The 14,158-nt window shown below is 65.2% G+C and carries 14 protein-coding genes; 2 read left to right on the top strand and 12 right to left on the bottom strand.

Going from position 1 to position 14,158, the window contains the following annotated elements; all coding sequences use genetic code 11:
- Positions 1-177 precede the first annotated feature (177 nt).
- The 12 genes from ACX9NE_RS22355 to secY form a co-directional block, all read right to left on the bottom strand.
- Positions 178-678 (bottom strand): MarR family winged helix-turn-helix transcriptional regulator, encoded by a 501-nt coding sequence (locus ACX9NE_RS22355; RefSeq protein ID WP_459363260.1) that lies wholly within the window; start codon positions 676-678, stop codon positions 178-180.
- A gap of 34 nt (positions 679-712) precedes the next feature.
- Complete coding sequence (locus ACX9NE_RS22350) at positions 713-1,756, bottom strand: pyridoxal phosphate-dependent aminotransferase (protein WP_459363259.1); 1,044 nt, start codon at positions 1,754-1,756, stop codon at positions 713-715.
- Positions 1,756-2,775, bottom strand: coding sequence for a 3-oxoacyl-ACP synthase III family protein (locus tag ACX9NE_RS22345; RefSeq protein ID WP_459363258.1), 1,020 nt, complete (start codon positions 2,773-2,775; stop codon positions 1,756-1,758). Before ACX9NE_RS22345 ends, ACX9NE_RS22350 begins: the two co-directional genes overlap by 1 nt.
- Before the next feature lie 7 nt (positions 2,776-2,782).
- On the bottom strand, positions 2,783-3,448 hold the full coding sequence (locus ACX9NE_RS22340; protein WP_459363257.1) for an SRPBCC family protein: 666 nt from the start codon (positions 3,446-3,448) through the stop codon (positions 2,783-2,785).
- A 206-nt stretch (positions 3,449-3,654) separates the two neighbouring features.
- Positions 3,655-4,992 (bottom strand): FAD-binding oxidoreductase, encoded by a 1,338-nt coding sequence (locus tag ACX9NE_RS22335; protein ID WP_459363256.1) that lies wholly within the window; start codon positions 4,990-4,992, stop codon positions 3,655-3,657.
- Positions 4,973-6,199: a flavin-containing monooxygenase gene (locus ACX9NE_RS22330; RefSeq protein WP_459363255.1), complete on the bottom strand. Its 1,227-nt coding sequence runs from the start codon at positions 6,197-6,199 to the stop codon at positions 4,973-4,975. The genes ACX9NE_RS22335 and ACX9NE_RS22330 overlap by 20 nt, the downstream gene beginning before the upstream one ends.
- Before the next feature lie 14 nt (positions 6,200-6,213).
- A complete protein-coding gene (locus ACX9NE_RS22325; protein ID WP_459363254.1) occupies positions 6,214-7,959 on the bottom strand; it encodes a thiamine pyrophosphate-binding protein in 1,746 nt (581 codons plus the stop codon).
- Positions 7,960-8,009: 50 nt separating this feature from the next.
- Positions 8,010-8,726 (bottom strand): anti-sigma factor family protein, encoded by a 717-nt coding sequence (locus ACX9NE_RS22320; protein ID WP_459363253.1) that lies wholly within the window; start codon positions 8,724-8,726, stop codon positions 8,010-8,012.
- Positions 8,727-8,757: 31 nt separating this feature from the next.
- Positions 8,758-9,303: a sigma-70 family RNA polymerase sigma factor gene (locus ACX9NE_RS22315; RefSeq protein WP_459363252.1), complete on the bottom strand. Its 546-nt coding sequence runs from the start codon at positions 9,301-9,303 to the stop codon at positions 8,758-8,760.
- Positions 9,304-9,355: 52 nt separating this feature from the next.
- A complete protein-coding gene (gene map / locus ACX9NE_RS22310; protein ID WP_459363251.1) occupies positions 9,356-10,159 on the bottom strand; it encodes a type I methionyl aminopeptidase in 804 nt (267 codons plus the stop codon).
- Positions 10,159-10,704, bottom strand: coding sequence for an adenylate kinase (locus tag ACX9NE_RS22305; RefSeq protein ID WP_459363250.1), 546 nt, complete (start codon positions 10,702-10,704; stop codon positions 10,159-10,161). The genes map and ACX9NE_RS22305 overlap by 1 nt, the downstream gene beginning before the upstream one ends.
- Positions 10,701-12,026: a preprotein translocase subunit SecY gene (gene secY / locus ACX9NE_RS22300; protein ID WP_459363249.1), complete on the bottom strand. Its 1,326-nt coding sequence runs from the start codon at positions 12,024-12,026 to the stop codon at positions 10,701-10,703. Before secY ends, ACX9NE_RS22305 begins: the two co-directional genes overlap by 4 nt.
- A 319-nt stretch (positions 12,027-12,345) precedes the next feature.
- On the opposite strand from secY, the gene ACX9NE_RS22295 reads away from it, so the two are divergent.
- Together ACX9NE_RS22295 and ACX9NE_RS22290 are read left to right on the top strand one after the other, a co-directional pair.
- Positions 12,346-13,299 carry an SAM-dependent methyltransferase gene (locus tag ACX9NE_RS22295; protein ID WP_459363331.1) on the top strand — a complete coding sequence of 318 codons (954 nt, stop codon included), beginning with the start codon at positions 12,346-12,348 and terminating at the stop codon, positions 13,297-13,299.
- Positions 13,296-14,158: SAM-dependent methyltransferase (locus ACX9NE_RS22290; protein WP_459363248.1), on the top strand; the 863-nt coding region annotated here is incomplete at its 3' end. The genes ACX9NE_RS22295 and ACX9NE_RS22290, both read left to right, overlap by 4 nt.

The raw sequence follows: 14,158 nt of genomic DNA, 5'->3' as shown, positions 1-14,158 counted from the left end.
GTGGCGCCGGCCGCGTCAGCCGCTTCCTATGCCGCCGCTGCCCGACATGTCGGTAGCGGAAGTCGGCGCGGTGTGCGGCAGGCTGCCACCGGTATCCGGGATGGGCCAGGTGACCCCACCGTCCAGTGAAAAGCCTGAAGTTCCCGCGTCCGGTGCCCGCCGGGGCGCCACGATCGCTCAAAAATCACCTGCGTTGCGGCGCAACGTTTCAATGGCCGACACCAGCGCCTTCGATTCCTCAGCGCCCATCCCGATGTCGGCGAATACGTGTTCGTTGAGCGTGACGGTGGCGTCCTCGACGGTGGAGCGGCCCAGTTCGGTGATCTGCACGAGCGTGGTTCGCCCGTCGGTCGGGTGCGGCACCCGCTGCACCAGCCCGTCGGCTTCCAGCCGCCGGATCGCATGCGTGACGCTGGTGACGTGAACTTGCAGCCGGTCCGACGCTTTGGTGATCGGCAAGGCCCCGGTCCGGCTGAACGCCAACAGTCGCAACAATTCGTACCGGGAAAAGCTCAGATCGTAGGGACGCAGAGCTGCCTCGACGCGGGCCAACAGGATCTGATGCGCGCGCATCACCGACGTCACCGCGACCATTCCCTGCGTCACGTCGCCCCATCCGGCGCGTTCCCAGTTGGCCCGTGCCGCGGCGATGGGGTCGCGTTTGCGAGAGGCTGGCACGCCCCCTTCTTACCTCAATTCCGGGCGAATCGGGTCAGCAGGCCGACTTTGCCGCCGAGGCCAGGACCAGCTGGGTAGACACACGGCTTCCGACGGTGATCCGGGCCGCACCGTCGGGATAGTAACGGGCCTTGAGTCCGGCGTCGCCGAATACCTCCCGCCAGGGTCGCTTGGCGGGGGGCAGGTAGACGAAGTTGGCATGCCCGGCGGTGGTGTACACGCCCATTGCCCAAAGGCGCCGGCACAGGCAATCGCGCTCACCGGTGATACGCAGGACCCGTTGTCGCAGTTGCTCTTCGGCGTCGTAACACGCCGCCACGGCGATCAGGCTGGTGATGCCCATGCCGAACGGCAACTGCATGTGCCACAGCCGCCCTGCCAGCTCAGGCGCAGCGAAACCGTATCCGATACGGAGTCCGGCCAGCCCGTAAGCCTTCGAGAAGGTGCGCAACACAACGACATTCGGAAAGCGCCGAATCAGGTCAGGACCATCGATGCGGTGCTGCGGGGCTACGAATTCGATATAGGCCTCGTCGAGCAGCACGATCGTATCGTCTGGCACCTGCCGCAGGAACCGCTGCACATCTGCGGCGGATTCCACGGTGCCGGTGGGATTATGGGGCCGGCACAGGACGACGACGGAGGCGTCCGCCGCCGCCCGGGCCATCGCCGCCAAGTCGTGGTGGCCACTCCCGTCGAGCGGCACGGTGACCGAACTCAACCGGGCCATCCGCGCGAAGATCGGGTACCCGTCGAAAGTCGGGGCGCTCAGCACAATTCGGTCACCGGGCCGCGTCACCGCGTGCAGGACTTGCATGACCACCCCGCTCGCTCCGGCTCCCAGCACGACCTGCTCCTCACCCACCCCGATGTGTCTGGCGATCAAACGGCGCAGACGCTCGGGCAGAAACTCCGGATACCGGTTGGCGACATCGATCGAACGCATCAGGGCGGACCGCACCGCAGGTAGCGGCGGAAAGGGGTTTTCGTTGAGAGACAGTGCGAATGGATCGCTGGCATGGGGCAGTCCGTCAAGGATCCCCGCGGTCACCGGTGTGTCCCTGAGCGCGGAGAGCATCATGGCCTTCCTCCCCAACGGACCGCCGCCGCGCCCGCGAAGTCGCCGGCGTGCGCAAAGGCAGCCATCATCACGACGTCCCCGGCCTCGACCTGACCGTCCGTTATCGCCCGATCCAGATTGATCGGGACTCCAGCGCCGAACAGGTTGCCACATTCGTCGAACGTGTCGCGGTGCCGTTCGGGCGGCACTTCCAACGCGTCGCGCCAGTTCCGCAGGAATACGCGATTGGGCTGATTGGTGACGAGCAGGTCAATATCTTTGGATTCCAGGTTGATTCGGTCACAGACCGCGAGGGCGACTTCGGGAACCTGACGGTTTCCGCGCGCCAGAACTTTGGCGATCTTGGTTTCGGTGAACCCGATGCACCCCTCACCGGGGCCGGGCTGCCACCACTTGCGGGGTGGGTCGATGGCAAGCGTCATGTCACCGGCGTACTCGCCGTAGGTGCGGCACTCGATGCCGAGGATGGGTGACTCACCGGCGACGGTGAGCAGTCCCACCGCGCTGCCGTCACCGGGCACGCACGACTGTGCCTTCCGGCGCACCCCGGGTTGGTCGAAGATCTGGCCCGCGGCGTTCTGGGCGATCGCGATCAGCGCTGTGCGCCCCTGCCCGGAGGCCAGCAGTTGACGCGCCACGTCGAGAGCGAGAATGAACGCCGCGCATCCGCCGTTGTGCAAATCCAGCACCCAGCGCGGACGCATACCCAAGCGGTGTGCGATCGCGCCGCCCCCGCCGTAGAACGGCATATCAGGCATCTGCGCGTGGGTGATCAGCACGTCGACGCCGGCAACGACGTCCTGGCCGTGCCGTTCGATCAGACCCTGCGCCGCCCTCTCGATCATGTCCGCCGCGGATTCGTCCGGACCGACGTGGTGGCGGAACTTGGGCGCGCGGAACATCACGTTGTCCGCCAGGGCGTCCGCTTCAGCGAATTGCGCGTAGTACTCGGCGCCGACGGGTTCTCCGGGCAGGTAGGTGGAGATGTCGGTCAAACTGACGGTGGTCTGGTTCACGGCCTGCTCACTTCATCCACGCCGGCGTGATCGGCAGCCCGTGACGGTGCCGGTATTCGGCGATCGTCTTGAGGTTGTTGAGTTCCAGGCCGTGACCGGCGCCGAAGATGTCCCAGAAGTCGCCGACCCATCCCGTGCGCTCCGGCGGAGCGGCCTCGGGATACGGGTTGCACGCGTAGAACGGATGACGGCAATTGGTCCACAGCACAACCGAACCGGGCTTGTTCAGGACCGCCTGCGCATCGAGGACGCGCATCAGGTAGATCATCCACAGGTGTTCGCTCTGATCCCAGGCGCAGTGGTAATCGACGGTGCGCGCCTCGGCGACGGCCTCGGTCCGGGTGTAGATCTTGGTATCGGGCAGCAGTCGGTCGTAGGCCAGCCACAGCCCCGGCGTGTCGGTCGGAGTGAAGCCGCGCAGGGTGTACGTCCACTCTTCCAGGCTCCGGGTGTCAGCCAGGTATTCGAACAGCTCATCGGGTGGGCAGTCGACGTAATCGTTGACCGTGCAGTACTGGCCGTAGACCTCGTCGTGAGGGTAGACCGACCGCATCTTCGACAGGAACATGGGAGCGGTTTCTTCCAGTGGCGAGGTCTCGATCCGGACCAATCCCTCGATAGGCTCGGTGGTGCCGCTGTGTACGGCGATATCGTCAAGTGCAGCTACGGACATAGGATCTACTCCTTCGACGAGGTGATCTGTTGCCGAACAGAGTGTTTAGCGTGGAACCAATCCCATACCGCTGAATATTGTTGAGCGATAGAAACATTGGCGCTCAGCGCCGCCCCCGACAACAAGCCACTCGGCTCTGTATTGATACCGGTACCACGAGCTGCGGGCGGCTCCGGTTCACTCCTGGCGAAATCTCGCGCACGCCGTCACCGGTCCAGCCAACTGTGGAAACGGCCCTGCGGGTCATACACCGAACGCACCCTGTCCAGGCGCGCCATGTTGGATTCGGTGATGAATCGCGCCGGACGTCGGCACAGATTCTCGTCGGCCAGCGAGCTGCCGGTCGCCAGGTGCGACATCGCCGCCATATTGGACGCCGCCCAGTCTCCGTACCGGTCATCGTCGGCTGGGTCCTCCCAGATGGTGTACAGCGCCAGATAGATCTCGTCTTCGACGCCGTAAACCATGTCCGCGCGGTCTGCAGAGGTCTTCCAGCCCGTGAAAATGAAGTGCGAGGGGTGCGGCGGCATGGTGTCGATGATCCTGCGGATACCGGGCCGCAGGTCGTCGGCGGACGCCGAGGTGAACATGTTGTCTGCGATGTAGCGGCGGCCCTTCGGGTAGCTGGTCATTACGGCGGTATACCAATTGGCCAAATTCGTTGGCGCGTAGGGAAGGCTGACGATCGCCTGGTCGATCACGGGACAGGTGCCCAGCGGAGCCAGTGCTGCGGCGGCCTCGTCCTCGGAGTCGGCGAACACCGGCGACGCGATCGTGATGCCGGGTCGATCGAGTCCGGCGCCGGGAAAACTACGCGCGGTGTGGATCTGCAGTTCCACGTTGTCGCCGATCTCCGGACAGATCGAGCGGCCCCAGGTGAACACCTCGTCGGCGACCTCGATCGGGTACATGTACAGGCACGTGCCCCAGGCCGGCGGCCGTGAGTGAATGCGCAGGGTGAAGGAGGTGACCACCCCGAAAAAACCCGGTCCCGAGCCACGTGCGGCCCAGTACATGTCGGGATGGTTCTCGGGGTCGCAGTAGATCCGCTCGCCTTCTGCGGTGACGACGTTGAGCCCCAGCACGCTCTCGCAAGCCGGACCGAGTGCCGGACTGTTCCAGCCGTACCCGCCCTGCAAGAGGTAGCCGCCGAGGCAGATGCCTTCGCAGTGGCCGGCGGGGAAGAACAGTCCCTGCGCGTCCAGTTCTGCCGCGAAATCGCTGGCGACCTTGCCCGGTCCGACCTCTGCGATCATCCGATCGGGCTCGACAACGCAGTGATCCAGGCCGCTGACGTCGAGTAGCAGGCCGCCGTCTCGCAGGTGATTGGCCGACCAGCTGTGTCCGCCCGACCGCACACCGACCCGGTGGCCATGTGCCTGCGCGTATCGCATGGCGGCGACCACCTCGTCGGTGTCGTGGGCTTGCACGATCACATCGGGAAACCGTTGCGGCAGAATGCCGTTCCAGACCGTCCGGCGGCGGGCCGCCTCGTACCCCGCCGCGCCGCGGAAGAAGGCGTTTTCAGTGAAGGCTGAAGTCATGACGTCCCTTTGCTTTTTCAATGCGATCAGATCGGCGGGCGCACGGCTGCCGAGCGGTCCGGTCCTGTGCAGATACGCCGCAACGTCGCGGGCCAGCGGTGTCGCATGGCGACGGATAGCCCGCAGCGGGCCATTGGGCGGAATGCCGTATCCAATCGCGAACATTCCTTCGGCGACGTGGGAGGCAAAGCCACCGCGTGGGTTGCCGTGCTTGTCGAGCACGCCGAGGTGGCCGACCAGATCGTCGAGATCGGTGCGAAAGCCGGTGGCGGCGACGATCACCTGTGGCGTCACGGACGTGCCGTCGGCGAGGATCACGGCGTCGGATTGGACGGCGTGGACGGCCCCAACGACCTTGACGCGCCCGACACGTACAGCCTCGATGAGCTCGTCGGGCCAGCGTTGGGATCCGCCCTCGTTGCTCCACGGTGGCCTTCAGCCCCAAGGGCGGCCGCGGGAACCCCAGCTCTGACAGGTCACCCCACAGCAGACGGTTCATCCATGCGATCAACGGGTCGACCACGCGCGCGGGGACCCCCGCGAACAACTCGAGGAAGATGTCCGAAGGGAACGGTCCCATGGCCCGCCGCACGAGGTGGGGCGGGGTGCGCACGGAAAGCCAGATCCGCCGCGCTCCCCCGTCAGCAAGCTGGACAGCGATGTCGGCCGCGGAATTACCGGCTCCGACAAGGAGGACGTCACGTCCACGGTAGGGCCAGGCGTTGACGAAGTCACCGGAATGAACGAACGCACCGCCGAAGCGATTCAAGCCAGGCCATGCCGGGATGCTGAGTGCACTGGAGTTGCCCGTAGCGAGAATGATTGCCGTAGATCGGATTTCACCGGATGACGTGTCGAGGTGCCACTGCCCGCCGGATCTGTCGATGCGATGAACTTCGCAGCCCAGCATGAGTGCGGTGTCCTGCCGCTGGACGTAACGATCGAAATAGCGGACCATGTCCTCTTTGGTGGGCCAGCGCCCGGCGGTCAAGGGAATCCGTTGTCCGGGAAGGTGCGACAGAAATCCGGTGGTGTTGAGGCGGAAGTTGTCATAGCGCCTGCGCCACGACATTGCCGGAGCCGCTGCACGGTCGACAACGACCGCGTGGATGCCGTGCTGATGCTCGAGTTCGCGCGCTACGGCCAGACCCGCGGGCCCGGCGCCGATCACTACGACATCGTGAGAGTCCCGGCTGGATGCGTTCATTCGCCACCTCCGACTCAAGCGCTCGACACGACCTCTGTCCGGTTCCCGGCAACCCTTCCGGTTTTCTCGGCGGTCGCCGTCGTGTGTGTCCTGGCGGTAAGGAACGGCACGAACGGTGGGATTTCGTCAGCCGCACACTCGATACTGACCACCGCCGGCCCGTCGGCGTCCACGGCCGAACGCAGCGCCGGAGCCAACCCCTCGAGGTCGGCGACATCGACGGATTTCAGTCCCGGAAACATCGCAGCCAGACCGGAACCCAAACGGCTGGACCGGAATCGGTTGTAGCTGTATACAGCGTCATAGAACATTTGCTCGCGCGTCACACACATGGCATGAGCGTTGTTGTTGAACAGGATGAAAGTGACCGGAAGTCGATACTGAACGGCGGTGTGCACCTCCATGCCGTGCATGAAAAAGGCTCCGTCCCCGGCGATGATCGCGATGCGCGCGCGGGCCTTTCCCCGCTTGGCATGCCCGAACGCCATTCCGATGCCGGCTCCGAAGCTGTACCCCATCCCGCCCATCCCGAGCGCAACGACGAACCTGCCGTCCCGGCGGACCGGGAGATGATGGATCGCCGCGGCCCCGGTGTTGCCGGCGTCGACCACGATGTCGGTTCCGGCGGGCAGCACGCGGTCGATCACCGCCATGGCGTCGCGGTACCGCACTCCCGCACCGGTACAGCGCGGCGGAGTCAGTTCAGAGCGTGGCACCTCGTCGGGCACGCGTAACCCCTTCGGCCTGCCGGGCCCGGACAACGCTTCGGTGAGCATGCGCAACGAACCGCGCAAGTCGTCGGTGTGCACGTGGGTGCACGGAAAGTATGGTGGTGCCGAACCAATCGAAACCGTTGGCACCGTTGTCAATGCGTCGTCCAGGCCGGTTCGCGCGGTCACCGGCAGTCGGGTGCCGACCACCACGCACACGGCACTGGCGGCCACCGCCTCGGCCACACCGGGGTGACCCATGACGCCGGTGACCCCGAGCGCCGACGATGAACCCAAACCGGGTGTTCCCGCGGCATCCTTGGCGTCCGGCACGGTTGCCACCCGCGCGCGTAGGACCGCACGCAAGTCTTCGAGCTCGGCGCGGGCGTTGTCACGGGCCACCTGCTCGCCCACAATGATGGTGACGGGGCCGCCCCTGTCGCGTAGCACCGGGACGATCGGTTGCGGGTTTCCGATGGCCGGCAAAGCAGGAACCACCCGGTCGGCAAGGTTCGCGGCCTCCACCGAGCCCTGCTGAATATCCTTGGGCAGCAATAACACTGCGGGGCCACCAGTCCGTGCTGTCGCGATGGCGCGGGTCAGCGCCGAGACGATGCCCGCCGGAGTGAGCACCCGCTCACACGACAGCGACACCGCCGAAAACAGCGATTCGGCATTCAGCGCTCCGTTGCGTCCGCTGGTGTCCTGGAAACTGCCCCGCCCGTCCATGCCGGTGGCTGTTTGACCAACCAGTGCCAGCACCGGCACTCGGCTCGCCAGCGACTCTCCGAGGCCCGCAACCAGATTCAGTGCGCCGCCACCGGATGTTGCGGCAACCACACCCAGCCCGGCGCCGCTGCGGCTGTAACCGTCGGCCATGGTGGTCGCGGAAAACTCGTGCTTGGCCAGTACCGCGGTGATCGACGACTGGAAATACGCGGCGTCGTAAAGGTCCTCGATATTGGCGCCGCCGACACCGAAGATGTGGTCGACTCCGATTGCCGCAAGATGTTCGACTATGTGGTCGACCACCCGATGTGTTCTTGGCATACCTGAAACACGACGGGCGATGAATTCAAGTTCACCGCCCGCGGGTGGACCTACAGTGAACGCTCCAGCAGAACCTGGCCGCTGTCGGCGGAAACCACTTGCACAGAGGCGATTTCATTGATCGGCGTGGAGATGCTGCCGGCTGGCGTTGCACTGTGGCCGGGTTCGGCTACCCAGGTCGCCAGCCGGGTCTGGCTGCCGTCGCGGCCGACCACCACCATCGCCAGCGTGTCGTGCGGGGCATCTGGCGGCGCCAGGCAGAAGCAGCGCAGGTTGATGAACGTCCCCCAGTGTTCGCTGGACAGCGAAATCGTCGACGTCAACAGCTTGGTGCCGACCTGCGCCATCGGCTGCGCCGCCACGCTCACCGATTGCTGAGGCGGCCTGGAATAACCGTTCACGGCCACCAGCACACCGACAGCCAACACCACCGCCGCGGCGGCCGAGGCCAGCCACGTCATGCGGGCGCGGCGACGGCGCCAGCGCACGCTCTCCAGCAGTGCGGGCAACAGCTCGGGTGCAGCCGGCGCGGGACCCGCCTCGTTGATCGCGGCCATGTCTTCGCGGGTCAGCCGCGAGAGCAGAGCTGGGACACCGCTGATTTCGGCGACAGCCTCTCGGCAGGGCGCACAGTCTGCCAGGTGCGCTTCGAATTCGCGCCGCTCGGCACCCGACAGGGAACCCAGCACGTAAGCGGCATCCCATGTCGCGTAGCGGTGCGTGTCGCCGGGTTGGTGATGTCTCAGCGACCCCGTCACGTCATCCACCTCCTGTCACGTTCACGCTGTGGGAGCCTCGTCATCGCATGACTCCCAGTTCCTGCAGAGTGAGCCGCAATGCGCGCACAGCATAGTGCAGGCGCGACTTCACGGTTCCCTCGGCGATTTTCAAATCGTTGGCTATCTGAGCGGTGCTCCAGCCCCGGTAGTACGAACGCTCGATCACCGTCCGGTGCTCGGCGGACAACTGCGCCAGTGCGTCGGCGATGAGCAGTCGATCCAGCGCCGCGTTCACCTCGTCCGGTGTGGACTGCTCGGGAGCGCCCGCCTCGTCGATCGATCCGACGACGTTGCGGAACCGGGCGCTACGACGATCGTCGATGATCATGTTGCGGGCGACGGTGAACAGCCATGCCCGCGCCGAACGCTCGGTGTCACCGATGACTTCCGGGTGCTGCCACGCCCGCAACAGCGTCTCCTGGACGACGTCCTCGGCCTGGCTGGCGTCGCCGGTCAAGCGCAGCGCGTAACGCCACAACACGCCAGCGTGCTCGTCGTAGAGCGCCTTCATCAGAGCAGCCTCAGCGGCCCCGGACGCGCCCCGGGTACCGGAAACACGAGCCACCTGATCACCTCCCGGTACTGGCACGACTCGAGAAGGCGTTTAGTTCAACTCGTCAGGCCAGCGTGAGGATCCGCGGTCCATTCTCGGTCACTGCCACGGTATGTTCCCAGTGCGCTGAGCGCGACCCGTCGACGGTGGTTACCGTCCACTGGTCGTCGAGCACGGTGGTTTTTCCGGTGCCCAGTGTCAGCATCGGTTCGATGGCCAGCACCGAACCGACCGCCAGCAGCGGCCCCCTGCCCGGCGCGCCCTCGTTGGGCAGGAAGGGGTCCATGTGCATCTGCCGTCCGATGCCATGGCCGCCGTAGCCCTCGACGATTCCGAATGCCCGGTCGTAGCGTAATGCGGCAGCACGCGTACCCGTCTCGATGGCGTGCGAGACATCGGTCAACCGGTTACCGACGACCATTGCCGCGATTCCGGCCTCCAACGACTCCTTTGTCGCCTGCGACAGCGAGGCATCGGCGGGAATCAGCTTGCCGACGCCGAAGGTGACGGCCGCATCGCCGTGCCAGCCGTCGAGCACCGCGCCGCAGTCGATGGAGACCAGGTCGCCGGGGACCAGTACCTCGGCTGCGGAGGGAATGCCGTGCACGACACGGTCGTTGACGGAAGCGCAGATCGAAGCCGGGTAGCCGTGGTAGCCGAGGAACGACGGGATGGCGCCAGAGTCGCGGATTACCGATTCGGCAATCTGGTCGAGACTCAGGGTGGATACCCCGGCCACCGCAGCGGTCTGGACCGCCCTCAGCGCGGCGGCGACGACGGCACCCGCTGCGGCCATCGCATCGAGTTCACCGGCAGTGCGTTGTGGTACCACTCGGCGGCCCCGCAGCCGTGCCAGGGTGCCTACCATTACTTGCCCAAGGCTTGCAACGCGCGAGCGAACACTTCATCCAAGGTACCGACGGCGTCGACGGTTTTCAGCTCGTCGCGGTAGTAGTCCAACAGCGGCGCGGTTTCGTCGCGGTAGACCTTCATGCGGTTGAGGATCACTTCCTCGGTGTCGTCAGCCCGGCCGCGGCCCGTCAGGCGGGTCAACAGCTCGTCCTCTGACACCCGGAACTCCACCACCGCGTCGATGTCGGTTCCGCGCCGGTCCAGCATTTCGTGCAGCGCCTTGGCTTGCTCCACCGAACGCGGATAACCGTCCAGAATGAAGCCGTTGGCGGCGTCGGGGTCATCGAGTCGGTCGTCGACGAGTTCATTGGTCAGCGTGGATGGCACCAAGTTGCCGGCGTCCAGATAGCGCTTTGCCTCCACGCCGAGCTTGGTGCCCTGTTGGATATTGCTACGGAACAGTTCCCCGGTCGAGATATGCGGGATGCCCAGCTTTTCGGCCAACTTCTCGGCTTGCGTCCCCTTACCCGCCCCAGGCGGCCCCAGCAATACCACTCTCACTTGAGGAACCCTTCGTAGTTGCGCTGCATCAGCTGACTCTCGATCTGCTTGACCGTATCCAACCCGACGCCAATCATGATCAGAACCGCGGTACCCCCGAAGGGTAGATTCTGTATGCCGCCGCTGTTGCCGATCTGCAGGAACATGTTGGGCAGTACCGAGATGACGCCGAGGTAGATCGAACCGGGCAGGGTAATCCGGCTCAGCACATAGCGCAGATAATCAGCGGTGGGACGCCCGGGCCGAATACCGGGAATGAAACCGCCGAATTTCTTCATTTCGTCGGCACGTTCGTCGGGATTGAACGTGATTGACACGTAGAAATACGTAAAGAAGATGATCAGCCCGAAATAGATGCCGATATACACCGGGCTGCTCGGATCCGAAAGATAGGTTCCGACGAATTTGTCCCACCAGCCGGTGCCGCCGCCGCCGCTGCCGCTGCGGATCAGCTGAGTGATCAGATTCGGAATGTAAATGAGCGAGGAAGCGAAGATGACCGGGATAACACCGGCCTGGTTGACCTTGAGCGGCAGATACGTCGACGTGCCGCCGTACATCCGCCGGCCCACCATGCGCTTGGCGTACTGCACCGGGATTCGCCGCTGACCCTGCTCGACGAACACCACGCCGACGATGATGACCAGTGCGGCCGCACACACCGCCGCGAAGATCATGCCGCCGCGACTCTGCAGGATTTGATTGCCTTCGGCGGGGATCCGGGCTGCGATCCCGACGAAGATCAGCAACGACATGCCGTTGCCGATGCCGCGCTCGGTGATCAGCTCACCCATCCACATCACCAGTGCGGCACCGGCTGTCATAACCAGCACGATGACAATCTCGGAGAAGATGCTCTCGCTGGCCAGGATCGGGAGAGAGCAGCCTTGCAGCAGACCGCCGTTGGCGGCCAGCGCCACGATGCTGGTGGCCTGCAGGACGGCCAGGGCGATCGCAAGGTATCTGGTGTACTGCGTCATTTTGGCCTGTCCGGCCTGGCCCTCCTTCCTGAGCTCCTCGAAGCGCGGGATCACCACGGTGAGCAGCTGCACGATGATGCTCGCGGTGATGTACGGCATCACGCCCACCGCGAAGACGGTGAGCTTGAGCAGTGCGCCGCCGGAGAACAGGTTGATCAGCGAATAGATCTGTCCGGCCTGGCCGCCGCTGGCTTCCTTGATGCACTGCTGCACATTGGGGAAGTTGACGCCGGGAGAGGGCATCGCGGCACCCACGCGGTAGAGCACGACGATGCCCAGCGTGAAGAGGATCTTCCGTCTCAGGTCGACTGTTCGCAGCGATGAGATGAAAGCCGAAAGCACTCTTCCTCCTGCGCAGCCGAACTGTGGTCGCGGCATCCCAACCGGGATTGGCCGGCTGGTTCCAATGTCTTATGGTCCGTGTGTCTGATCTTCTGGGTTTATCCCGCGTCACGCACCCAACACCAGCAGGCCAGGACGTACGGCCTGCCAAGGTCAAAGCGCGTCAAACCGTGTACGAGACTAACAGCTGATGTGTGCTGGTCGGTCCAGGGTGGCCTTCGTTCCGGGAAGCGCGCCAGTTGTGGAGCGTACAGTCTGGATAGCTCGTTATATTTGCTAAGTATCAGATAGTACTTTTGGGAGCACCTCGATGACCCAGATGGGTAGCGCACGGCATGAAGGGGACACGTGGGACCTGGCGTCCAGCGTGGGTCTGACGGCAACCATGGTCGCCGCAGCGCGGGCCGTCGCCGCCCGAGACCCGCACGGCGCCGGTGCCGTGGCCACGGATTCCTTCGCCGAGCCGCTGGTCCGCGCCGTCGGCGTCGACTTCTTCTCCCGGCTGGCCGGCGGTGAGCTCGAACTGTCCGAACTGGACGAAGAAACGGCGACGGGCACCGTGCACTTCGCCAACGCGATGGCCGTTCGCACGCGGTTCTTCGACGACTTCTTGGCCGCCGCGACCGCGATCGGTATACGGCAGGCCGTGATTCTGGCCGCAGGCCTGGACTCGCGCGCCTACCGGCTGCCCTGGCCGTCCGGCACCACAGTGTTCGAGGTAGACCAGCCCCAAGTGATCGAGTTCAAGACGGCGACCCTGTCCGGTCTTGGCGCCCAGCCGACCGCGGACCGGCGCACGGTGGCGATCGACCTGCGCGAGGACTGGCCGGCGGCCCTGCGCGCAGCCGGCTTCGACCCCACGCAGCGCACCGCGTGGATCGCCGAGGGGCTGTTGGGCTATCTGCCATCCGACGCCCAGGATCGACTACTCGATCAGATCAGTGTGCTCAGCGTGCCGGGAAGTCGTTTCGCGACCGAGGGGCTGTTGGACATCAATGAGCTCAACGAGGAGGAATTGCGGAGTCGCATGCGGCGCCAGAACGAGCGCTGGAGCCGTCACGGCTTGGATTTCGACATGGCCGCGCTGGTGTATTTCGGCGATCGCACCGACGCGGGCACTTACCTGGCCGCGCATGGCTGGCAGACCACGAGCATGCGCAACTCGGAACTGTTCGCCCAACACGGGCTGCAGCCGGCGGACGGGGATGACGCGCCGTTCGGCGAGGTGGTTTATCTGAGTGCGGAGCGGTGCGAGGAGGGCGACCAGCGATGACATCGACCGAGCGATCGGCCGGAGACGCCTGGGACCTGGCATCAAGTGTGGGGGCGACTGCGACGATGGTGGCCGCGGCCCGCGCAGTGGCCTCCGCCCAGGACGATCCGATCATCAACGACCCGTTCGCCGCGCCGCTGGTGCGGGCGGTGGGTCTGGATTTCTTCACCCGCCTGGTCGATGGTGACCTGCCTATCGACCAGGTGCCCGACGCCGCCGACGGACGTGACCTGCAATTCGAAACCGATTCGATAGCGGTGCGCACTCGCTTCTTCGACGACTTCTTCCTCGGCGCGGCGCGCGCTGGGGTCCGCCAGGCAGTGATTCTCGCCGCCGGGCTCGATGCGCGTGGTTATCGATTGCCGTGGCCCCGCGGCACCGTGGTTTATGAGGTCGACCAACCGCAGGTCATCGAATTCAAGAATGCAGCCATGTCGGCGCTTCGCGCCACGCCCTCGGCGCACCGCAAGGCGGTCAGCATCGACCTGCGCGACGACTGGCCGGAAGCGTTGCGCCGCAGCGGATTCGACCCCACCCAGGCGACCGCCTGGAGCGCCGAAGGCCTGCTGATGTACCTGCCGCCGGAGGCGCAGGACCTGCTCTTCGACCACATCACCGCGCTCAGCGGACCCGGCAGCAGGATCGCCACCGAATACCATCCCGACTCGGGTGTGCCGTTGAGTCAGCGGGCTCAGGAGTTCAACCAACGCTGGGCGAGCCTGGGCTGCGACATCAATTTGTCGAACCTGTTTTACGACGGCGAGCGCCACAACGTCGTCGATTACCTGGCCGCTCATGGCTGGACCGTGTCCGCCAGGCCGCGGCGGGAGTTTTATGCCGAGTACGGCCGAGTGTTCCT

The sequence above is a fragment of the Mycobacterium sp. ML4 genome (genome assembly GCF_054515735.1).
The sequence above is the reverse complement of the archived record's forward strand: the minus strand, read 5'-3'. Positions and strand labels throughout refer to the sequence as shown.

Coding starts and splice junctions, on each gene's coding strand:
- ACX9NE_RS22335 (WP_459363256.1), bottom strand. CDS start 4,992: ATGACTTCAGCCTTCACTGAAAACGCCTTCTTCCGCGGCGCGGCGGGG.
- ACX9NE_RS22350 (WP_459363259.1), bottom strand. CDS start 1,756: ATGCTCTCCGCGCTCAGGGACACACCGGTGACCGCGGGGATCCTTGAC.
- ACX9NE_RS22295 (WP_459363331.1), top strand. CDS start 12,346: ATGGGTAGCGCACGGCATGAAGGGGACACGTGGGACCTGGCGTCCAGC.
- ACX9NE_RS22330 (WP_459363255.1), bottom strand. CDS start 6,199: ATGAACGCATCCAGCCGGGACTCTCACGATGTCGTAGTGATCGGCGCC.
- ACX9NE_RS22325 (WP_459363254.1), bottom strand. CDS start 7,959: ATGCCAAGAACACATCGGGTGGTCGACCACATAGTCGAACATCTTGCG.
- ACX9NE_RS22340 (WP_459363257.1), bottom strand. CDS start 3,448: ATGTCCGTAGCTGCACTTGACGATATCGCCGTACACAGCGGCACCACC.
- map (WP_459363251.1), bottom strand. CDS start 10,159: ATGGTAGGCACCCTGGCACGGCTGCGGGGCCGCCGAGTGGTACCACAA.